A 21609-nucleotide genomic window follows, 5' to 3' on the forward strand; every position below is an offset into this window, starting at 1 on the left:
CCGTGCCCCCCAGCTTCAACCTGCCATTCGTCCTCAGCGTCGCCGGCGCCTTCCTGACCAGTGCCGTGGTCGCCGTCACTTATGTCTGGCCCGCGCTCCGCGCGATGCCGCGTTATGACGCGTTGAGACTTCTCGCGGCTTTCCATGCGTTCAGGTTTTTAGGCATGAACTTCATGGTGGCCGGGTTCGTGTCTCCGCAGTTGAACGCGGATTTCGCCGGCCAGGTCGGCTGGGGTGATCTCATCGCTGCCGCCCTCGCGCTCATTGCCATGGCGGCACTGTCCTGGCGCTGGTCGATTGCCATTCCGATGGTCTGGATCTTCAACGTCTGGGGCACGCTGGATCTTCTCAACGCCTACTATATGGGCGTGAAGATCGGCGATCCCGGCCTGTTCGGCGCCGGCATCTATATTCCGGCGCTCTACGTGCCGCTGCTGCTGGTCAGCCATGTCATGGTGTTCATGATCCTAGCGCAGCGCGCATCAGCCGAGGCGCGGGATGGATCGAGCGACGCGGCACCGGTCAACCCATCCGCGGTCCGATGATGGGTTTCGCTTCCGCCTTCGCTCTTCGAGCCACGGCGGACAAGTCGCTCTAGCCATCCTACGGACCACCTCGACCGGTCATCCTGAGGTGCGAGCGCGAGCGAGCCTCAAAGGATGCACGGCCCGGCTGGTGGCCGTTCGCCCTTCGAGACGGCCGCTACGCGGCCTCCTCAGGGTGACGGGACGAAGAGTTGAGCCCGCGGCTCGGTTGCCGTCAGGCAGCACTTCCATCAAAACGGCAGCGCCACGCCGGTCTTGATCTCCTTCAGGATCACGTTGGTGCGGACGTGGCGGATGCCGGGGATGCGGAACATGAACTCGTCCAAGAATCTATTGTAGGCGTCCATGTCGCGCACGACGACGCGCAGATGATAGTCGGCGTCACCTGTTGTCGCGAAGCATTCCAGCACCTCGCGGCGCTTCATCACCCGCGCGACGAACTCGTCGACGAATTTGACGTCGTGCCGCTCCAGCGAGACGTGCAGGATCGCCGAGGTCGCAAAGCCCGCCTGCTGGCGCGCGACCAGCGCGGAATAGCCGGAGATGACGCCGGACTCCTCAAGCGCGCGGACCCGGCGCCAGCACGCCGAGGTCGACATGCCGACGGTCTCCGCAAGCTGCTGGTTGGTGGCGCGGCCATCCCTCTGCAGCTCGGCGAGGATTTTTTCGTCTTGCTCTTCAACCATTGGGCAACTCTCGTTTCGGTAGAAAATACCGATACTCCTTCAATTTCGGAATAATCTACCACAATTGGTCCTCGCAGAGAATAGATGGGTAAGACCTACCAGGCATCCGGGCATAGCGTTGTCGGATCAGACATTGCGATTCCAGGAGGCTCAGTCATGGGCCAGATGCCGCTGCTCGACGCCTACCAGCTCTCCGAGCGCTACAGCCGCGAACGCGGCCGCGTCTTCCTCACCGGCACGCAGGCGATCGTCCGCATCGCGCTCGACCAGATCAGGCGCGACCGCGCCGCAGGCCTCAACACCGCGGGCTTCATCTCCGGCTATCGCGGCTCGCCGCTCGGCGGCGTCGATCTCGAACTGTGGAAGATCGGCGAGCGGCTGAAGCAGAGCCGCATCGAATTCCTGCCCGCGGTCAACGAGGACCTCGCGGCAACGGCCGTGCTCGGCTCGCAGCAGGTCGAGACGCAAAAAGACCGCGAGGTCGATGGCGTGTTCGGGCTGTGGTACGGCAAGGGCCCCGGCGTCGATCGCTCCGGCGATGCGCTGAAGCACGGCAATGCCTATGGCTCCTCGCCGCATGGCGGCGTGCTGGTCGTGGCCGGCGACGACCATGGCTGCGTGTCGTCCTCGATGCCGCACCAGTCGGATGTCGCCTTCATGAGCTGGTTCATGCCGACGCTGCATCCGGCCGATGTCGGCGAATATCTTGCCTTCGGCGAGTATGGCTATGCGCTGAGCCGCTTCTCCGGGATGTGGGTCGGCTTCAAGGCGATCTCGGAGATCGTGGAATCCGGCGCCTCGGTCGAGCTTGCGCCGCCGCGCGTCTTCGCGCTGCCGGAGTTCGTGCCGCCGCCCGGCGGCTTGCATTATCGCTGGCCCGATCTGCCGGGGCCGCAGATCGAGGAGCGGCTGGAGGCCAAGAAGCATGCGGTCTACGCTTTCGCAAAAGCTAATCCGATCGACCGCCGCATCTACGACATCAGGAACGCGACCTACGGCATCGTCACCACGGGCAAGGCGCATCTCGATCTGATGGAAGCGCTGCGGCTGGTCGGCCTCGATGAAGCCGCCTGCCGCCGCTTCGGCATCGACATCTACAAGGTCGGCATGGTGTGGCCGTTGGCGCTGCACGATGCGATGGAGTTCGTGAAGGGCAAGCGCGAGATCCTGGTGGTCGAGGAGAAGCGCGGCATCATCGAGAGCCAGTTCAAGGAGTATTTCTACGACTATCCCGGCTCCAAGCCGGAGCGGATGGTCGGCAAGCATGACGAGCGAGGGGCGCGGCTGATCTCCTGGATCGGCGAGTTGTCGCCGCTGATGCTGGCCGACGTGCTGGCGCGGCGGCTCGATCCGATGTTCCCCGAGCTGCAACTCGCGCGCCGCGTCGCCGCGCTCGCGCCGGAACGGGATCGCACGATCGCAGTGCCGGGCGCGACGCGGACGCCGTACTTTTGCTCGGGCTGCCCGCACAATACGTCGACGAAGGTGCCTGAAGGATCGAAGGCGCTGGCCGGCATCGGCTGCCACTTCATGGCGAGCTGGATGGACCGCGAGACCTCGTCGCTGATCCAGATGGGCGGAGAAGGCGTCAACTGGGCGGCATCGTCGAGATTCACCGGCAACAGCCATGTGTTCCAGAATCTCGGCGAAGGCACCTACTATCACTCGGGCTCGATGGCGATCCGGCAGGCGATCGCGGCCAAGGCCAACATCACCTACAAGATCCTGTTCAACGACGCGGTGGCGATGACCGGCGGCCAGCCGGTCGACGGCCCGGTCAGCGTGCAGGCGATCGCGCACAGTGTCCGCGCCGAGGGCGTTTCGCGGATCGCGCTGGTCTCCGATGAGCCTAAGCAGTTCTCGCCGTCGGATTTGCCCGGAGGCGTCACCATCCATCCGCGCGAGGAGATGGACGCCGTGCAGCGCGAGCTGCGCGAGATATCAGGCGTCACCGTACTGATCTATCAGCAGACCTGCGCCACCGAGAAGCGCCGGCGGCGCAAGCGCGGACAGATCAAGGATCCCGCGCGTTTCGCCTATATCAACGACCTCGTTTGCGAGGGCTGCGGCGACTGCTCGGTGGAATCCAACTGCCTCAGCGTCGAGCCGAAAGAGACGCCGCTCGGCCGCAAGCGCAAGATCAACCTCTCGACCTGCAACAAGGACTTTTCCTGTCTCAACGGCTTCTGCCCGAGCTTTGTCACCATCGAGGGCGGCAAGCGGCGGGCGAAGGGCGCAAGCGCGATCGATCCGCTCGCACGTGCCGCTGCGCTGCCCGCGCCAGAGCTTGCGCCGCTCGACAAGCCCTACGATCTGCTGGTCACCGGCGTCGGCGGCACCGGCGTCATCACGGTCGGCGCGCTGATCGCGATGGCCGCGCATCTCGAGGGCCGCGGCGTCTCGGTGCTCGACTTCACCGGCTTTGCGCAGAAGTTCGGCCCGGTGCTGAGCTATCTGCGACTTGCCGCGGCGCCCGGGGCGCTGCACCAGGTGCGGATCGACCAAGGCTCAGCCGACGCGCTGATCGGCTGCGACCTCGTGGTCAGCTCGTCGGCCAAGGCCTCCGGGACCTATCGCAGGGGCATGCGCGCCGCGGTGAATTTGGCTGAAATGCCGACCGGCGATGTGGTGCGCTTTCGCGACGCCGACCTCGCCTCGCCGGTGCGGCTGCGCGCCATCGAGCGGGTGATCGGATCAGGCAACCTCACCGCGATCGACGCCAATGCGCTGGCCGAGCGGCTGCTCGGCGACAGCGTGTACGCCAACATCATGATGCTCGGCTTCGCCTGGCAGCAGGGCCTGGTGCCGGTCTCGCTCGACGCGCTGACCCGCGCGATCGAGCTCAACGGCGTCACGGTCGAGCGCAACAGGCAGGCGCTGGCCTGGGGCCGGCTAGCCTTTGCCGACCCGGATTTCTTGCCGAAGGCCGAGAATGCCGACGCCAACGCGCCCGAGACGCTCGACCAAATGATCGCGCGGCGCGCCGATTTCCTGCGCGATTACCAGGACGAGGCCTATGCCGCGCGCTATCGCGCGACAGTCGATCGGGTGCGGCGTGCCGAGGTGGCGCTCGGCAGCGACCGCGAACAAGGTGCGCTCCCTCTCCCGCTTGCGGGGGAGGGTTGGGGTGGGGGTTTCTCCACGAGTCGTATCGCGGAGAGAGCCCTCACCCCTAACGCATCTATCGATGCGTTACGGCCTCCCCCGCAAGCGGGAGAGGCCGACCGAGCTCGCGGCGAGGCTAAACTCCCCCTGACCGACGCCGTGGCGCGGTCGCTGTTCAAGCTGATGGCGTACAAGGACGAGTATGAGGTGGCGCGGCTGCATATGCAGACGGGCTTCCTCGACGAGCTCAGCAAAGAATTCGATGGCGACTTCACGGTACAGTACCATCTTGCGCCGCCGTTGCTGCCGGGCCGCCACGATGCCCGCGGACGACCGCGCAAGCGCGCGTTCGGCCAGTGGATCCAGACGCCGCTGCGGTTGCTGGCACGGCTGAAGGGGCTGCGCGGCACGCCGTTCGATGTGTTCGGTTACACCGCGGAGCGCCGTGCCGAGCGGGCGCTGATCGGCTGGTACCAGACGCTGATCGATACGATCATCGGCAATCTCGACAAGACCCGCCTGCCCGATTTCGTCGCGATTGCAAAAGCGCCGATGGAGATCCGCGGCTATGGGCCGGTGAAGGACGCCGCGATCGACAAGACCAAGGCGGAAGTCACGCGGCTGACCGCGCGACTTGTCGCCATCCCACCAGATGCCGGCGACGGCTCAGGCCGCCGCGCTGCGCTTGGCGGGTGATATCAGGCCGACCACGACCGTCGCCGCCACAGCGACCACGATGTTGAGCACGAGCGCGCCGAGGCCGACATAAAAGGTGTAGCTGGAACCGCCGAGCGAGATGCTGGCGAGCGGCTTCAGTCCGTTGCTCCATGACGTGTACGTGCCCCAGCCGATGCCGATCGCCCAGCCGAGCAGCAGGCCCTCGGCTCGGAACTAGACGGTGAACAGGCCGAACACCAGCGCCGGCAGCGTCTGCACGATCCAGAGGCCGCCGAGCAGTTGCAGGTCGAGCGCATATTGCGTCGGCAGGAACAGGATGAAGGCGAGCGCGCCGACCTTCACCACCAGCGAGGTGATCTTGGCGACCGACGCCTCACCGGCATGCGAGATGTCCGGATTGACGTAGGACTTCCAGACATTGCGGGTGCCGGCGTCCCGTCATCAACGACCCCAGGAGCTGTTCGTTGCGTCTAGAATCACAGTTGCTCATGGCGATGCTAAAAGGTGTGATCGCTGTGCTGTGCATGCCGCCTATTCGGCCTTGATGCCGGCGTCCTGGATCACCTTGCGCCAGCGCGCCTCCTCGCCGGCAAAGTAGCGGTCGAGCTCGGCCGGCGGCTGGGCCACCATCACGAGGCCCTCATTGACGCTGAGCCTCTTGAAGGCCTCCGCCTGCACGGCCTTGGCCGCGGACTTGTTGAGGCGGTCGATGACCTCTGACGGCGTGTTTGCTGGCGCGTAAAGGCCGTACCAGGATTCCGCGGCGTAGCCGGATACGCCGGCTTCCGAGACCGTCGGCAGTTGCGGGAACGAGGCCGAACGCTCGGCCGAAGTGACTCCGATCGCGCGCAGCTGCCCAGCCTCGACCAGCGAGGCGCAGCTTGCGACCGTGGTGAACATCACCTGGATCTGGCCGCCCATCAGGTCCGTGATCGCGGGCGCCGCGCCCTTGTAGGGAACGGTGGTGAGATTGACGGATGCCATGTGCTTGAACAACTCGCCGGCCAGATGCGCCGAGGTGCCGGTGCCATAGGTCCCGTAGGAGAGCTTTTCCGGATCGGCCTTCGCGGCCGCGATCAGGTCTGCGATCGACTTGATCGGCGAAGCCGGATTGACCACCACGACGTTGAACGAGCGCGCCACCAGCGCCACGGGCGCAAAGTCCTTGTGTGCGTCATAGGGCAGCTTGCGGTAAAGGCTCGGATTGACGGCGTTGGCGAAGGTCGCCATCAGCAGCGTGTAGCCGTCGGCCGGACTGGTCGCGACGCTCTGGGTGCCGATGATGGTGCCCGCCCCCGGCTTGTTCTCGATGATGATTGTGACGCCGAGATCCTTCTGCATCTCCTGCGCCAGCGTGCGCGCGACGACATCGGTGCCGCCCCCCGGCGCGAACGGCACCACGATTTTCACGATATGGTCGGGATAGCCGGCGAGCGCCGGCGCCTGCAGCAGCACATTTGCTGCGATCGCGAACAGGATGGTGGTCAGGTATCGCAACATCATCAACGGCCCCGGCGCAGCTGCTGCGTCCTTCATACACGCAGTGGCCATGCAAGGGATGCCGGGCGGTCATGACGCGCTATTAGTCCCGTCATCCTGAGGTGCGAGCGGAGCGAGCCTCGAAGGATGAACGGCCCGGCTGGTGGCCGTCGATCCTTCGAGGCTCGCAAGAGCTCGCACCTCAGGATGACGGAGATAGATTTGGGAGCGTAGCGTTAGCAAGCTCGAACACACCGCTCCTCACGAATACGGATTGATCAGCTTCTGCTGCTCGGTGGCGTGATGCACCAGGAGGTCGATGAAGGTGCGGACCTTGGCCGAGAGATGATGGCGGTGCGGATAGACCGCGTTCATCGTCAGCTCGACCGGCCGGTACTCCGGCAACAGCCGGACCAATTCGCCTGACTCCAGCTCGTCGCGGACCAGGAAGCCAGCCGCCAAGTAAACGCCGACGCCCGCCATTGCGGCGAGCTTCAGCGTCTCGCCGCTGTTGGAGATCAGATTGCCCGAGGCCCGGACCGATGCCGGCGCGCCCTTGCGGTCGACGAAGCGCCATTCGTCGAAGGGATAGCTGATGTGACGGATACAGTTGCGATCAGTGAGGTCGGCGAGCTGCTCGGGCTTGCCGTGCTGCGCGATGTAGCTGTGCGAGCAGCACAGCACGTGCCGCCAGGTTGCGATGTTGCGCACGATCAGGCTGGAATCGGGCGGCGGGATCATCCTCACCGCGAGATCGAAATTCTCGTCGATCAGGTCGACATTGCGCTCGCCAATCGCGAGATCGACCTTGACGTCGGGATACGTCGCCAGGAACTCGACGACCGCGGGCGAGAGGAACTGCACGACATGGGTGTTGGTGTAGATGCGCAGCGTGCCGCGCGGCACCGATTGCTGCGCACTGGCGACTTCATCGGCCTGCTCGATATCGGCGAGGATCTGGACGCAGCGGTCGTAATAGGCCTGGCCGATTTCGGTGAGGCTGACCTTGCGCGTGGTGCGGTTGAGCAGCCGCGCGCCGAGCCGGTCCTCCAGCGACTGCACATGGTTGCTCACCATGGTGGTGGACATGTTGAGCTTGCGGCCGGCCGCGGAAAAACCGCCGGAATCCACGACCCGGACGAAGGCGGTCAGGCTGGTCAGGCGATCCATTCGGCAGGTCCGGATTATCAGCGCTGGCTTGATAATGCTTCCAGTTTTATCGGGATTATCACAGCCGGGAGGATATTGCATCTAGGGGGCCTGGCAGGCGCCCTTTCTGGAAGGACGCAGATTTCGACCAGGAGGACGCCATGTCGACCACGACCTATATCCCTGAAGAATCAGCTAAAATTGGTCTTCGCCCGTCCCGCAAGGCGATCAAGCGGGTGGCGCTCGGCCTCGCCGCGGGACTGGGCATCATCGCCGCCGCCGACTTCGGCTACGACTACCTCACCACCGGCCGCTACCTCGAATCGACCGACGACGCCTATGTCAAGGCGGACTCCACGATCGTCGCGCCGAAAGTGTCGGGCTACATCGCCCGCGTGCTGGTCACCGACAACCAGCCGGTGAAGGCCGGCCAGTTGCTGACCCAGATCGATGATCGTGACTACCGCACGGCGCTCGGCCAGGCCAAGGCCGATGTCGACGCCGCTGGAGCCTCGGTGCGAAATCTCGATGCCCAGCTCGAGCTGCAACAGCCAATCATCGATCAGAGCACCGCCGATGTCGAAGCCGCCGAGGCCAATCTGAAATTCGCGCAGGAAGAACAGACCCGCTACGACGGGCTGATGAAGTCCGGCTCCGGCACCATTCAGCGTGCGCAGCAGACTGACGCGGCTCTGCGCGCCAACACCGCGCAGCTGCAGCACGCCAAGTCGGCGCTGTCGGCGGCGCAGCGCAAGGTCGACGTGTTGACCACGCAGCGTGCCCAGGCTGTTGCGCAGGCCGACCGGGCCCGCGCGGTCGAGCAGCAGGCCGAGCTCAATTTGTCCTACACGAAAATCACCGCGCCGGTCGATGGCACGGTCGGCGCCCGGACGCTCCGCGTCGGGCAATATGTGCAGGCCGGCACCCAGCTGATGGCGGTGGTGCCGCTCGATGCGGTCTATGTGGTCGCCAATTTCAAGGAGACGCAGCTGACCAATGTGCGCAACGGCCAGCCGGTCGAGCTCACCGTCGACAGCTTCCGCGGCACCACGCTGAAGGGCCATGTCGACAGCCTGTCGCCGGCCAGCGGTCTCGAATTCGCGCTGCTGCCGCCCGACAACGCCACCGGCAATTTCACCAAGATCGTGCAGCGCGTGCCGGTCAAGATCGTGCTCGACGACCGCAGCCTCACCGGCCTCTTGCGCCCCGGCATGTCGGCGATCCCGACCGTCAACACCAAGGCGACCGTGCTGGCCGATCATGAAGAGAAGCGGCGGCTGGCATCAGTGACGCGGCCGAGTGGCGGGTAGCGCTTAAACACTCTTCGATTCAATTGACGCGATCGATCACCGCATCGGTGGTCGATCGCGTTTTTGCTATGCCCCCTACGTCGTGTTCTTCGTGCCGCGATCACCGGCGACAGGGCTCCCTCCCCCCTGCGGGGGAGGGTTGGGGAGAGGGGTGCCGCTTGCTCTGACGTCAGACGGATCGCGACTGCCGCTAGTAACGCGTCAGCAGGATTGAAGCGGCTCGCGTAGTCTCCGGCACCAATGCCCGGGGCACCCCCTCCCCACCCTCCCCCGCAAGGGGAGAGGGAGCCTGAGAGGCGTGCTCACCTCACGAACCAATCGCCTGCGCGAGCTGAGCCCGTGTTGCAGTGGCCGCTGCCGCAGTCACGAGCGCAAACCACAGCGCGATTATCAATTACAAGAGGACAATCCTTCCAGTCTTTCCCGGATTATCGAAACCGGCCGCCTAATGCATCTTGCGCGGGCAAGCAGGAAACACTCCGATGACCGCGCTCCAGCCCACCGCCAATGCAGCCGACGCTGCTACCCTCACCGCGCCCGCAACGCCGGCTGTGCCTGCGATCCCGACCAAGACCTGGATCGCGGTGATCGGCGCCACGCTCGGGGCGTTCATGGCGGTGCTCAACATCCAGATCGTCAACGCCTCGCTCGCCGACGTGCAGGGCGCGATCGGCGCCGGGATCGACGATGGCGGCTGGATCTCGACCTCGTACCTGATCGCCGAGATCGTGGTGATCCCGCTCTCCGGCTGGCTCGCGCAGGTGTTTTCGGTGCGCATCTATCTGCTCACCAATGCGTTCCTGTTCCTGGTGTTCTCCGCGGCGTGTGCGCTGGCGCAGGACCTGCCGCAGATGATCGCGCTGCGCGCCATCCAGGGTTTTACCGGCGGCGTGCTGATCCCGATGGCGTTCACGCTGATCATCACGCTGCTGCCGAAGGCGAAGCAGCCGATCGGGCTTGCGCTGTTCGCGCTGTCGGCGACGTTCGCACCGGCGATCGGCCCGACCATCGGCGGCTATCTGACCGAGAACTGGGGCTGGCAGTACATCTTCTATGTCAACCTGGTGCCCGGTGCCGTGATGATCGGGATGCTGTACGTCTCGCTCGATCCGAGCCCGATGAAGCTGTCGCTGATCCGCCAGGGCGACTGGCTCGGCATCATCACCATGGCGATCGGGCTTGCCGCGTTGCAGACCGTGCTGGAAGAAGGCAACAAGGACGACTGGTTCGGCTCGCCCTTCATCGTCCGCCTGTCGGTGATCGCCGCCGTCGCGCTGACAGCCTTCCTGATCGTCGAATTCACCGTCGAGAAGCCGCTGCTCAATCTGCGCCTGCTCGCCCGCCGCAATTTCGGCTTCGGCATGCTGGCCAACCTCCTGCTCGGCATCGCGCTGTACGGCTCGGTGTTCATCCTGCCGCAGTATCTGGCGCGCATCCAGGGCTACAACGCCGAGCAGATCGGCATGGTGCTGGCCTGGACCGGCCTGCCGCAGCTGCTGCTGATCCCGCTGGTGCCGCGGCTGATGCAGCGCTTCGATCCCCGCATCATCATCGGCATCGGTTTTGCGGTCTTCGCCGGCTCCAACTTCATGAACATCTTCATGACCAACGATTACGCCACCGATCAGCTGTTCTGGCCCAACGTGGTCCGCGCCATCGGCCAGGCCCTTGTGATGGCTCCACTGTCGGCGGTCGCGACCGCGGGCATCGAGATGGAGAACGCCGGTTCCGCCTCCGCTCTGTTCAACATGATGCGGAACCTCGGCGGCGCCGTCGGCATCGCGGTGCTGCAGACGCTCTTGACCAAGCGCGAGCAGTATCACTCCAATGTGCTGATGCAGTCCGTCTCGCTGCTGGAGCAGGCCACCCGCACCCGGATCGAGCAGATGACGCAGTATTTCATGAATCACGGCGTCACCGATCAGGCCGCCGCCGCCCACCGCGCCATCGCCGCGATCGGCAACGTCGTGCAGAAGCAGGCCTACATCCTCGCCTTCAGCGACACCTTCTATCTGCTCGGTGTGGCGCTGATCATAGCGCTGGCTGCGACACTCTTCCTCAAGAAGCCGGGCCAGCTTGCTGGCGGCGGTGCACATTAACTACCCTGACCCCAACCAAGGAGAACGACCATGAAGCCCCGCATGAATTTCTACCAGGCCGCACCCGAGACGATCAAAGCGCTGGTCGCGGTGGAAACCCAGATCACTGCGAGCGGTCTCGAGCAATCGCTGATCGAACTGGTCAAGACCCGCGCATCGCAGATCAACGGCTGCGCCTATTGCATCAACATGCACACCGAGGACGCCCGCAAGCACGGCGAGACCGAGCAGCGCCTCTATCTGCTGAACGCCTGGCGCGAGTCGCCGCTGTACTCCGAGCGCGAGCGCGCGGCGCTGGCCTGGACCGAAGCGCTGACGCTGGTATCAGAAACGCACGCGCCCGACGCCGACTATGAAGCTGTGCGCGCACAGTTCTCGGACAGCGAGCTCGTCAACCTGACCACGCTGATCGGCGCCATCAACGCCTGGAATCGGATCGCCATCGGCTTCCGCGCGGTGCATCCGGTGAAGGTGAAGGTCGCGGCGTAAGGGGCGGCCGCAACCCTTCTCCGTCATCCTGAGGTGCGAGCTCTCGCGAGCCTCGAAGGATGCACGGCCCCGCCGGTGGCCGTCGACCCTTCGAGGGCCGCTAAAGAAGCGGCCACCTCAGGGTGACGGGTTTGGCCTTTGCGCTAGCAGCAAGCCATCTATCGAAGCGCGATGGCTTGCCGGGTCAAGCCCGGCAATGACGGATCAAACCGCCGTCGCGCGCGCGAACTCGACATAGATCTCGCGCAGGCGGTCGGTGATCGGGCCGACCTTGCCGGTGCCGACCTTCTTGCCGTCGATCGCGACCACGCCCTGCACGAACACCGAGGCGCTGGTGATGAAGGCTTCCTTCGCGGCGAGCGCTTCCTCGACCGTGAAGGCGCGTTCCTCGATGCGAAGCTGGCGCTCCTCGGCGAGCTTGACCACCGCCTTGCGGGTGCAGCCGGGCAGGATCTCGTTGCCGTTCTGCCGGGTCACGATGACGTCGTCCTGGGTGACGATGAAGGACGAGGACGAGCCGCCCTCGGTGACCTTGCCGTCCTCGATCATCCAGGCCTCGCCGGCGCCGGCCGCGGCCGCCGCCTGCTTGGCCAGCACCTGCGCCAGTAGCGCCACGCTCTTGATGTCGCGCCGCTCCCAGCGGATGTCGGGCACCGTGATGACGTTGATGCCGGTCTTGGCCGAGGGCGCGTTGATGATGTCCTTTTCCGAGGTGAACATCACCAGCGTCGGCTTGACGTCGGCCTTCGGGAACGGGAAGTCGCGCCCCTTGTCTGCGCCGCGGGTGACCTCAAGATAGACCATGCCGTTGACGAGGTTATTGCGCGCAACGAGCTCCTTCTGGATCGCCTCGATCCGCTCCAGCGTCTCCGGCAGCGCGAGCTGGATCTCGCCGACCGAACGCTTGAGCCGCGCCAGATGCGAGGCGTTGTCGATCAGCTTGCCCTCGAGCACCGCGGCCACCTCGTAGATGCCGTCGGCAAACAGGAATCCGCGGTCGAACACCGAGACCTTGGCCTCGGAATGCGGCACGAACGAACCGTTGACGTAAGCGATCTTTTCCACGCGAGTTCTCCTGCGGACGAAGGACTAGTTTCAGGCCTTCGTATACGCAAATTGTTAACGGGGATAAACCCCGGCCGCCGTCATTCCGGGATGGTCCGAAGGACCAGACCCGGAATCTCGAGATTCCCCGGTGCGCAATTGCGCACCTGAGGTTCGATGCTTCGCATCGCGCCGGAATGACGGCTGAGAGATCAGTGCTGCAAGATCTTCGACAAGAACTTCTGCGCGCGGTCGCTGCGGGGCTTGCCGAAGAAGTCGACCTTCTTGGCGTCCTCGACGATCTCGCCGCGGTCCATGAAAATGACGCGGTCGGCGACCTTGTTGGCAAAGCCCATTTCGTGGGTCACGACCATCATGGTCATGCCCTCGCTGGCGAGGTCGACCATCACGTCGAGCACTTCGCTGATCATCTCGGGGTCGAGCGCCGAGGTCGGCTCGTCGAACAGCATGGCGATCGGGTTCATCGCGAGCGCGCGAGCGATCGCGACGCGCTGCTGCTGGCCGCCGGACAATTCTGCGGGGAATTTCTTGGCGTGATCCTTCAGCCCGACGCGATCGAGCAGCTTCATGGCGGTGACCACGGCGTCGTCATGCTTGCGTCCCAGCACCTTCTCCTGGGCGAGGCAGAGATTGTCGATGATCCGCAAGTGCGGAAACAGCTCGAAGTGCTGGAACACCATGCCGACGCGCGAGCGCAGCTTCGGCAAATCGGTCTTGGGGTCGTTTACCTTGATGCCGTCGAGGATGATGTCGCCGCCCTGGATCGGCTCCAGCGCGTTGACGCATTTGATCAGGGTCGACTTGCCCGAACCGGACGGGCCGCAGACCACCACCACCTCGCCCTTGGCGACACTGGTGGTGCAGTCCTTCAGCGCCTGGAAGCTCGGCCCGTACCATTTGTTGACGTGATTGATCTCGATCATGATGGCTCAACTTGTTTGTTCAGCGAACAATGGCAATACGCGCCTGCAGGCGCCGGACGAAGAACGACGCGACACAGGAAACGACGAAGTAGACCAGCGCGGCGAACAGGTACATTTCGACCAGACGGCCGTCGCGCTGCGCGACCTTGCTGGCGGCGCCGAGGAAATCCGGGATCGACAGCACGTAGACCAGCGAGGTGTCCTGGAACAGCACGATGGTCTGCGTCAGCAGCACCGGCAGCATGTTGCGGAATGCCTGCGGCAGCACGACGTAGCGCATGGTCTGGCTGTAGGTCAGGCCGAGCGCGTTGGCGGCGGCCGGCTGGCCGCGCGAGATCGACTGGATGCCGGCGCGCATGATCTCGGAGAAATAGGCCGCCTCGAAGATGATGAAGGTGATCAGCGAGGAGGCGAATGCGCCGACCGTGATCGGCCGCGACGCACCGGTCACCCACTGCCCGATATAGGGGACCAGGAAGTAGAACCAGAAGATCACCAGCACCAGCGGCAGCGAGCGGATGAAGTCGACATAGAAGCCGGCGATGCGCCCGAGCACCTTGTAGCTCGACAACCGCATCAGGGCGATCAGGGTGCCGAACACGAGGCCGCCGAACGCGGCGAGCGCCGTCAGGGTCAGCGTGAAGCGCATGCCCTCGAAGAACAGATAGGGCAGCGAGCGGCGGATGACGTCGAAATCGAAACTGCCGAGCATGGTCATTTGCCCGTGATGTAGCCGGGGATCGCGACGTAGCGCTCGAGGAAGCGCATCGCGGTCACCACGACGAAATTGAGGAGAAGATAAAGCACGGTGGCCGCCGTGAAGGCCTCGAACACCTGGAAGGAGAATTCCTGCATCGAACGGGCCTGGCCGGTCAGCTCGATCAGGCCGATGGTGATGGCGACCGCGCTGTTCTTGATGGTATTGAGGAATTCGGATGTCAGCGGCGGCAGGATGATGCGGAACGCCATCGGCAGCAGCACGTAGCGATAGGTCTGCAGCGTGGTTAAGCCCAACGCCGTTGCGGCCTGCTTCTGGCCGCGCGGCAGCGAGCCGATGCCGGCCTGCAATTGCACGGCAACGCGCGCCGACATGAAGAAGCCGACACCGATCGCGGCGGTCCAGAACGGCGCATTCGGCAGCTGCTTCATCCAGAGCCCGGCAGCCCTCGGCAAAAGTTCGGGCAGCACGAAGAACCACAGGAACAGCTGCACCAAGAGCGGCATGTTGCGGAAGAACTCGACCCAGCAGAAGCCGATCCACGACGCGGTCTTCGACGGCAGCGTGCGCAGCACGCCGACCACGGAGCCGAACACCAGCGCGATGATCCAGGCGAGCACCGACACCTTGATGGTGACCACCAGTCCCGCCAGCAACATGTCGAGATAGGTGCCGGTCCCCATCGGGTTCGGCTCGAGAAAGATGTGCCAGTTCCAATTGTAGTTCACAGGTCCCCCGCGCTCCCGCGCCAATCACGCATTACGCCGACATCACGCGCGGCGTCTACGTCGCGCTTGGCGACTATGCAAATGTCCGGCCATTCTCCTCCAAAAATGGCCGGACATACTTAACTCTCAGGACCCGCCGCCGAGAGGCGACGGGTCAAACGCAGCATTACGATCAGTTGACCAGATACGCATCCGGATCGGGCGAGTCCGACGGCTTGGTGAACTGCTTCTTCAGCTCCGGCCCGAGCGGCACGTTGAGGTTCAGGCCCTTCGGCGGGATCTTCTGGTTGAACCACTTGGCGTAGATCTTCTCACCCTCGGCGCTGGTGTAGAGCGCGGCGGTGGCGGCATCGACGACCTTCTTGAACGGTGCGTCATCCTTGCGCAGCATGATGCCGTAGGGCTCCGGCTTGGAGAACGCGTCCTTGGAGATGACGTAGTCGTCCGGCGACTTCGAGCCGGCGACCAGGCTCGCGAGCAGGATGTCGTCCATCACGAAGGCCACGGCACGATCGGTCTCGACCATCAGGAAGGCCTCGGCATGATCCTTGGCCGGGATGATGTTGACGCTCAGCCCGCGCGCGAGGTTGGCCTCGGTGAGCTGCTTGATATTGGTGGTGCCGGCGGTCGAGACCACCGTCTTGCCCTTCAGGTCGTCGATCGAATTAATCTTGCTCGCCTTCTTGGTGACGTAGCGGCTCGCGGTCAGGAAGTGCGAGTTGGTGAAGGCGACCTGCTTCTGGCGCTCGGCATTGTTGGTGGTCGAGCCGCACTCGAGGTCGACGGTGCCGTTGGCCATCAGCGGAATGCGCGTCGCCGAGGTCACCGGGTTGAGCTTGACCTCGAGCTTGTCGAGCTTCAGCTCCTTCTTCACGGCATCGACGATCTTGTAGCAGATGTCCATGGCGTAGCCGATCGGCTTCTGGTTGTCGTCGAGATAGGAGAACGGGATCGAGGAATCGCGGTAGCCGAGCGTGATCGCGCCGGTGTCCTTGATGTTCTTCAGCGTTCCGGTCAGATCCTCTGCCTGCGCCTGGCTCGCGCCGAGCGCGGCGGCGAGCGCGAAGCCGATGAGATAGTTGCGTGTCATACGTCTACTCCTTGCGTGGAAACGATCGATTTACTGCATGAGAATGTCGGCGAGGACGGGTGCGATATAGCGGCGAAACTGTTCGGGATTCTCGCTCATCGGAAAATGACCGAGCTTCTCCATGATCGTAACGCTGGCGCCCCCTATTGCCGCTGCCGTCCGCCTCGTGTCCTCAGGCGTGCAGGAGAAATCATACTCGCCCGTGAGCAGGTACAGCTTGCATACTTTAGTATCGATTGACGCGACCCGACCGCGCAGGTCGCCATCGACACGGTAGAAATACAGGTCGCCCTTGAACACGCCGGGGCCGCCCTGCTTGTAGGCCCACAGCGTTTCCATCCGCGCAGGCTGCGGGCTCTGCGGGGCAATGAGCCCGGACACCAGCGCAGCGCAGACTTCGCCGCCGTGGACGTCCGGACGGTTCAGCCAGTTCGTATCATACCACGGCGCCTGGAAATCGGCGGCCTCGAGCCCGATCAGCGCGCGGAATTCGGCGGCATGTTCGATCGCGAGGTTGAGCACGATGCGGCCGCCGATCGAGCAGCCCATCACGACAGGCTTCTCCAGCCGCAGCGCACGGCAAAAGGCGCGGATGGTCTCGGTGTAGCGCGCAGTGGTGAGTTGGTATTCATCGCCGGTCCAGCTCATCGGCGGATTCGACTTGCCATGCCAGGGCATATCGAAGGCAATGATGCGGAAATTTTCGGCAAATTGCGCGTCATCGAGCAGATGCCGCCACTGCCGCGCGTCGGCGCCCGCCGTGTGCAGGCAGACCAGCGGGATGCCCTTGCCGTTCTCCTCGAAATAGATCCGGTGCAGTTCGCCGCCGATCTCGACGTGAACGTAGCGGCCGACCATCGGCTCGATATGACCGTTCATGGGACGGCCGCTCATGATAGGACCGCCGCAAAATGCTGCCGCGGCAGCGCCAGCAGGTCCTTGAAATATTGCAGATGCGCCATGAAGGGATGCAAATCGCCTTCCAGCACCGCCTCGCCACGCTTGGTCAGCGCCAGCAGATCGTGCCAGCCGGGTTTCGGCTCGACCTGCCAAAAGACGGCCCAGGCCTGCGGCGTCGCGCGATAGGAGAAGCGCCACGAGCGCATCAGGACCGGCGATGGCGTGAGCTCGACGATGCGGCCGCTGCGGATCGCGGCATGAAACGGCCGCGCCATCTCCCCGATCAGGCAGTCGCAATCGAGCAGCCGTCCCCGCGAGACCAGCGAAGGTGCCTGGTCGAGCAATGCGGCAAGGCCGGCAAACGCCCTCGTCACAGCGTCGTCGGTGGCGTCAGGCGATAGCGTCATCTGTCGGGCGGCGTTCCTGCAGCGGGGCGGCACCATGATGACGGCAAGCGCGCGATCCCGCAAGGCACCGATGCCCTTGGGTTCCCTGGATTATTCGCTTGACCAAACGCGGCTTGCGAGTCCATGGCGCGGACCTCCGCGCCCTCCCCGCACGCCTTGTTCACTGCTGTCTGAGCGGCGTAGAATGGCTGTGCCCCGCACGGCCCCACAAAATGACCCGGATCAGCATCCGCTTTCGCCGCTCGCATTGAAGATCAGGATCGCGCTCCGCGAGACGGGCGCGCGCTTCGAGACTGCGCCCTTCACCCAGGCCGCAACCAGGCCGAAAGAGAGCAAGTCATGACGGCAGATCAAAACGCCCTGATTCTTCACCAATACGACATCTCGCCGTACTCGGAAAAAATCCGCGGCGCGCTCGGCCTCAAGGGCCTCACCTGGTGGGCCTGCAACCAGCCGTCGATCATGCCCAAGCCCGAACTGATCGCGCTGACGGGAGGATACCGCCGCATCCCGGTGCTTCAGATCGGCCGCGACGTCTATTGTGATAGCGAGCTCATTCTGGACGAGATCGAGCGCCGCTTTCCCGCCCCGTCGATCTTTGCATGCGGCCGAGCCACCGCGGAGACCTATCGTCTGTGGGCGGACGAGAAGCTGTTTCCGACGGTCGTGGGCTTGCTGTTCTCAGGAGATTGGGATGTCAGCGAGGCCTTCATCGCCGACCGCTCGGCGCTGCGGGGCCGGCCGTTCGATCCCGAGGCGTTCCGCGCGGCAGTACCTGGCTTGACCGAAGCGCTGCATCGGCACTTGAGGCTGCTGGAGATGCAGCTTGAGAACGGCAATGCCTTTCTGGCGGGCGAGCAACCGGGTGCAGCCGATCTTCAGGTCTTCCACAATGTCGCGTTCATTCGCTGGGGGAAGGGGCGTACGACAGCGTTGCTGGACCAGCATCCGGGCCTGCGCGCCTGGGAGGCGAAAATGCGCGCGATTGGACATGGCATACGCCATGACATCGGCAAGGACGACGCGCTCAGAGTAGCCCGCGAAGCACCGGTGTCTGCGGCCGTTGGCGGCGCACGCGTGAGCTACCAGATCAACGACGCCAATTCGCCGCCGATTGCGGGCAGATTGGTTGCGGAGGACCCGCAGCGGGTGTCGATCCTGCTGGAAAATCCGTTTGCCGGCACCGTCGTGGTCCACCTGCCGACGACCGGCGGCCGGCTGCACCGCCTCGACTGAACCGCTTGCGTTCCTGACAAAGCGCGACGTTGATCTTGCGCGGGTTTGCTTGGTGCTCACCGCGCCAGCCCGGCGCTCGCGTGGCGTTGGATGAAGGGGCTCTGCGGAAAGTCGAGCTGCAGCCGCGTCGACGCTGTGCTCCCTCGCCCCGTTCTTACGGGGAGAGGGTTGGGGTGAGGGGCTGCCTCCGCGAGTCGTGCACGCCGTCGGACCTGTACCCCCTCACCCGGAGCGCATCTGACGATGCGTCATAGCCGAAGCTTCGCTTCGGCGTCTCTTTTTACGAACGGCCGCCTAAGGCGGCCTATGCCTCTCCCCGCAAGCGGGGCGAGGTGAAGCCCCGGCTAACCCGCCTTCACCACACGCCCGTTCTTCGGCGCCTGGGCCATCGCACGGGCCAGCACCTGGGCTTCCTTCTTCAGCATGTCGGCGAGCTCGCCTTCGCGGCGGCGGATGCGATCGCTCGCGGCACCGATCGAGAGCGCGGCGACCACCTCGCCGGCATCGTCGCGGACGGGAACGCCGACGCCGCCCATGCCGGGGAATGCGGCGTCGATCAGCACGGTGTGGCCGGCCTTGCGCGCCACGGCGATCCGCTCGCGCAGGAATTTTGGCGTGATGCGCGGCGATTTCGCGAGCCGCGGCACGATCACCTCGATCACGGCCTCGATCTCGGCATCCGGCAGCCAGACCAGAAGCGCCAACGCGCCGGCGCCGACGCCGAGCGGACGGCGGCTGCCGATCTGCAGATAATTCGGCTGCAGCGGATGGCTGCCAACCGAGCGCGCCAGATAAAGCGCCTCGACACCGGAGCGCACCGACAACAATGCCGTATCGGCTGAGCGCTCCGACAGCCGCAACAGGCTCGGCTGCGCCAGCTCAGCGATGTCGACCGAACGCCGCGCGCCGACCGCCATCACCCGCGCCTCCTGGCCGAGCTCATAGGTCTTGGCGCCGGCGACCCTGGAGACAAAACCTTCCTCGATCAGCGAATTGAGGATGCGCAGCGCGGTCGCCTTGTTCAGCGAGGTGGTGTCGGCGATGTCGGTGAGCCGCAGCGGCGAGCGCTGCGCCAGCACGCGCAGGATCGCGCAGACCTTCTGGATCGCGTTGAACTTGTCGGGTTGGCCCGGCTCCGGCGGTGGCCTCTTGCGGCTGGTCCGTGCGGTCGCAGTCGTGGAGGCGTTCATGCCTTGGCCTTCCTTGCCCTCAATCCGAATTCTGAACCGGACACGACCAATGGAACGCGTCCGGCGAAGCGTCATCCTAAAACGGATGACGCTCGCCGGACATCGTATACTTTCGTCAGATGAAACTTTGATTTCAACTATCTACGCTGCTGTGCAGCAACAAAGATTTTCGAATTTCGCATCACGAAATCAAGCCAACCGCAAGGATGCACGGCCCCGGTGGTGGCCGTCGACCCTTCGAGACGCCGCTTCGCGGCTCCTCAGGGTGACGGGGAAAAATGCAGATGCCCGGGTCGTCTCGCGAAGCCGCGCTTCGCGCTTTGGCCCGGGCATGACGAAAGCAAAAATACGGGCGAGCCCTTCAACCCTTACGCGCCGTCTCGCCGAGATCCCAGAACAGGCCGGCCATGATGGTCAGCGCCTCCTCGGTCACCGGCAGCAGGATGTGCTCGTCGGGGGCGTGCTGCGAGCAGCCCGGATAGGAATGCGGCACCCAGATCGTCGGCAGGCCGAGGCCTTCGGAGAACACGTCGTTCGGCAGCGAGCCGCCGAAGTTCGGCAGCACCGCCGGCGCCTTGCCGGTGGTGGTGCGGATCGAGTTCGCCGCCCAGTCGATCCACGGGCTGTCCATGTCGGTGCGCGAGGCGCCAAAGCGCTGCGCGCCCGAGACTTCGACCATCGGGAAACCGTTGTTGTGCAGATAGTCGCGCACCCCATCGATCACTTCGAGATATCTTGTGCCGACCACGAAGCGGAGCTGCAGCACCGCGTTCGCCTTGCCGGGAATGGCATTGGCCGGCTTGTCGATATTGCCCGACGACATCGCCAGCACTTCCAGCGTGTTCCAGGCATAGAGCCGCTCGGCCGCGGTCAGGCCCTCCTCGCCCCAATCCTCCGCCAGCTGCGGTTCGTCCGCCGTCGGCTCGACCTTGACGTCGGCCAGCGCGGCGCGAACGCGGTTGGAGATCGGCGGCGGTTTGAGGATCTCGAGCTTCATGCGGCCCTTGCCGTCGACCAGGCTCGCGATCGCGTTGGCCAGGATCGTGGCGGGATTGGCCAGCACGCCGCCCCAATTGCCGGAATGATTGCCGCCCTCGCGCAGATTGACATCGAGATGGATGCGGTTGCCGCCGCGGCAGCCGAGGAAGATGGTCGGCCGCTCCGCCGACAGCCGCGGCCCGTCGGAGGCAATGAACAGATCGGCCTTCAGCTCCTCGCGATGCGCTTCGCAGACCTCGCGCAGATCGGGCGAGCCGATCTCCTCGCCGGTCTCGATGATGAATTTGGCGTTGAAGCCGAGCTTGCCGCCGCGCGCCTGCTTCACCGCGCGCAGCGCCGCCATGTTGATCGAGTGCTGGCCCTTGTTGTCGGCGGTGCCGCGGCCATAGACGCGATCGCCCCTGACCGTGGTCTGCCAGGGATTGAATCCGTCGCGCCATTCGCCGACCATGCCGTCGACAACATCGCCGTGACCGTAGGTCAGCACGGTCGGCCGCGCGGCGTCTTCCTGGTAGTCGGCGATCAGATAGGGCCCGCGGCCGGTCGGCGATTCGATCAGCCGGGTCTTGAAATCGAGCTCGGCGAAGGCCGGCTGCAGATTCTCCACCAGATAGGCGCGCAGCGCACCGGCCTTGTCGGCATTCAGGCTCTCGGTCTGGTAGCCGACCCTGCGGTCCAGCTCCCGCAGGAACTGTCCCGATTGAAAATGCTCTCGCACCGTTGCGATTGCGTCGGCCCGTGTCGCCATGATTGTTCCTTCGTCCGGTCCCGTCTTGGCATGATCCCGCCGGACAGCTGTGTTGCACATCCGGA

18 protein-coding genes and 1 pseudogene are annotated in these 21609 nt (G+C 64.6%); 6 read left to right on the forward strand and 13 right to left on the reverse strand.

Translation table 11 applies throughout. The annotated features are described in order from the left end of the window. Nucleotides 1–2 precede the first annotated feature (2 nt). Nucleotides 3–545, forward strand: a complete 543-nt coding sequence (locus tag WDM24_RS34700) for a hypothetical protein (RefSeq protein ID WP_338828963.1) — start codon at nt 3–5, stop codon at nt 543–545. A 230-nt stretch (nt 546–775) separates the two neighbouring features. Here the strand turns inward: WDM24_RS34700 and WDM24_RS34705 are convergent, their stop codons facing one another. Further along, nucleotides 776–1231, reverse strand: coding sequence for an Lrp/AsnC family transcriptional regulator (locus WDM24_RS34705; protein ID WP_166298824.1), 456 nt, complete (start codon nt 1229–1231; stop codon nt 776–778). 156 nt (nt 1232–1387) lie between these two features. Between WDM24_RS34705 and WDM24_RS34710 the strand changes: the two genes are divergently transcribed. Continuing rightward, nucleotides 1388–5032, forward strand: a complete 3645-nt coding sequence (locus tag WDM24_RS34710; RefSeq protein WP_338828964.1) for an indolepyruvate ferredoxin oxidoreductase family protein — start codon at nt 1388–1390, stop codon at nt 5030–5032. Here the strand turns inward: WDM24_RS34710 and WDM24_RS34715 are convergent. The 3 genes and pseudogenes from WDM24_RS34715 to WDM24_RS34725 all read right to left on the reverse strand — a co-directional run. Continuing rightward, nucleotides 5003–5440, reverse strand: a pseudogene (locus WDM24_RS34715) (sodium:solute symporter); the annotation flags it as partial. The gene WDM24_RS34710 and the pseudogene WDM24_RS34715 sit on opposite strands and share 30 nt — an antisense overlap. Nucleotides 5441–5545: 105 nt before the next feature. Continuing rightward, a complete protein-coding gene (locus WDM24_RS34720) occupies nt 5546–6517 on the reverse strand; it encodes a tripartite tricarboxylate transporter substrate binding protein (protein WP_338828965.1) in 972 nt (323 codons plus the stop codon). A gap of 237 nt (nt 6518–6754) precedes the next feature. Next, nucleotides 6755–7663, reverse strand: coding sequence for a LysR family transcriptional regulator (locus WDM24_RS34725; protein ID WP_166298826.1), 909 nt, complete (start codon nt 7661–7663; stop codon nt 6755–6757). 140 nt (nt 7664–7803) lie between these two features. Between WDM24_RS34725 and WDM24_RS34730 the strand changes: the two genes are divergently transcribed. The 3 genes from WDM24_RS34730 (at nt 7804) to WDM24_RS34740 (ending at nt 11540) form a co-directional block, all read left to right on the forward strand. Continuing rightward, a complete protein-coding gene (locus WDM24_RS34730) occupies nt 7804–8952 on the forward strand; it encodes an HlyD family secretion protein (RefSeq protein WP_338828966.1) in 1149 nt (382 codons plus the stop codon). 482 nt (nt 8953–9434) lie between these two features. After that, complete coding sequence (locus tag WDM24_RS34735; RefSeq protein WP_338828967.1) at nt 9435–11051, forward strand: MDR family MFS transporter; 1617 nt, start codon at nt 9435–9437, stop codon at nt 11049–11051. A gap of 30 nt (nt 11052–11081) precedes the next feature. Then, a complete protein-coding gene (locus WDM24_RS34740) occupies nt 11082–11540 on the forward strand; it encodes a carboxymuconolactone decarboxylase family protein (RefSeq protein WP_029079321.1) in 459 nt (152 codons plus the stop codon). Nucleotides 11541–11744: 204 nt separating this feature from the next. Here the strand turns inward: WDM24_RS34740 and WDM24_RS34745 are convergent, their stop codons facing one another. From WDM24_RS34745 to WDM24_RS34775, 7 genes are all read right to left on the reverse strand, one after another. After that, complete coding sequence (locus WDM24_RS34745; protein WP_338691939.1) at nt 11745–12605, reverse strand: D-amino-acid transaminase; 861 nt, start codon at nt 12603–12605, stop codon at nt 11745–11747. A gap of 191 nt (nt 12606–12796) precedes the next feature. Further along, complete coding sequence (locus WDM24_RS34750; protein WP_166298831.1) at nt 12797–13528, reverse strand: amino acid ABC transporter ATP-binding protein; 732 nt, start codon at nt 13526–13528, stop codon at nt 12797–12799. Nucleotides 13529–13547: 19 nt separating this feature from the next. Further along, a complete protein-coding gene (locus tag WDM24_RS34755; protein WP_029079324.1) occupies nt 13548–14240 on the reverse strand; it encodes an amino acid ABC transporter permease in 693 nt (230 codons plus the stop codon). Between the two features lie 2 nt (nt 14241–14242). Next, the gene (locus tag WDM24_RS34760; RefSeq protein ID WP_166298832.1) at nt 14243–14974 is read right to left on the reverse strand and encodes an amino acid ABC transporter permease; all 732 of its coding nucleotides are present in this window, start codon (nt 14972–14974) and stop codon (nt 14243–14245) included. Nucleotides 14975–15146: 172 nt separating this feature from the next. Continuing rightward, complete coding sequence (locus tag WDM24_RS34765) at nt 15147–16064, reverse strand: amino acid ABC transporter substrate-binding protein (RefSeq protein ID WP_338691941.1); 918 nt, start codon at nt 16062–16064, stop codon at nt 15147–15149. A 30-nt stretch (nt 16065–16094) separates the two neighbouring features. Continuing rightward, the gene (locus WDM24_RS34770) at nt 16095–16958 is read right to left on the reverse strand and encodes an alpha/beta hydrolase (RefSeq protein WP_338691942.1); all 864 of its coding nucleotides are present in this window, start codon (nt 16956–16958) and stop codon (nt 16095–16097) included. Then, nucleotides 16955–17371, reverse strand: a complete 417-nt coding sequence (locus tag WDM24_RS34775; RefSeq protein WP_338691943.1) for a hypothetical protein — start codon at nt 17369–17371, stop codon at nt 16955–16957. The genes WDM24_RS34770 and WDM24_RS34775 overlap by 4 nt, the downstream gene beginning before the upstream one ends. 339 nt (nt 17372–17710) lie before the next feature. Here WDM24_RS34775 and WDM24_RS34780 point away from each other — a divergent pair, with 339 nt between their 5' ends. Then, complete coding sequence (locus WDM24_RS34780) at nt 17711–18607, forward strand: glutathione S-transferase family protein (protein ID WP_338691944.1); 897 nt, start codon at nt 17711–17713, stop codon at nt 18605–18607. 344 nt (nt 18608–18951) lie between these two features. On the opposite strand, the gene WDM24_RS34785 is transcribed toward WDM24_RS34780, so the two are convergent. Together WDM24_RS34785 and WDM24_RS34790 are read right to left on the reverse strand one after the other, a co-directional pair. Then, nucleotides 18952–19797 (reverse strand): IclR family transcriptional regulator, encoded by an 846-nt coding sequence (locus WDM24_RS34785; RefSeq protein WP_338691945.1) that lies wholly within the window; start codon nt 19795–19797, stop codon nt 18952–18954. A gap of 361 nt (nt 19798–20158) precedes the next feature. Then, nucleotides 20159–21544 (reverse strand): M20 family metallopeptidase, encoded by a 1386-nt coding sequence (locus WDM24_RS34790; protein WP_338828968.1) that lies wholly within the window; start codon nt 21542–21544, stop codon nt 20159–20161. Between the last annotated feature and the right edge of the window lie 65 nt (nt 21545–21609).

This window comes from Bradyrhizobium sp. 27S5, from assembly GCF_037217225.1.
Lineage (GTDB): Bacteria > Pseudomonadota > Alphaproteobacteria > Rhizobiales > Xanthobacteraceae > Bradyrhizobium > Bradyrhizobium septentrionale.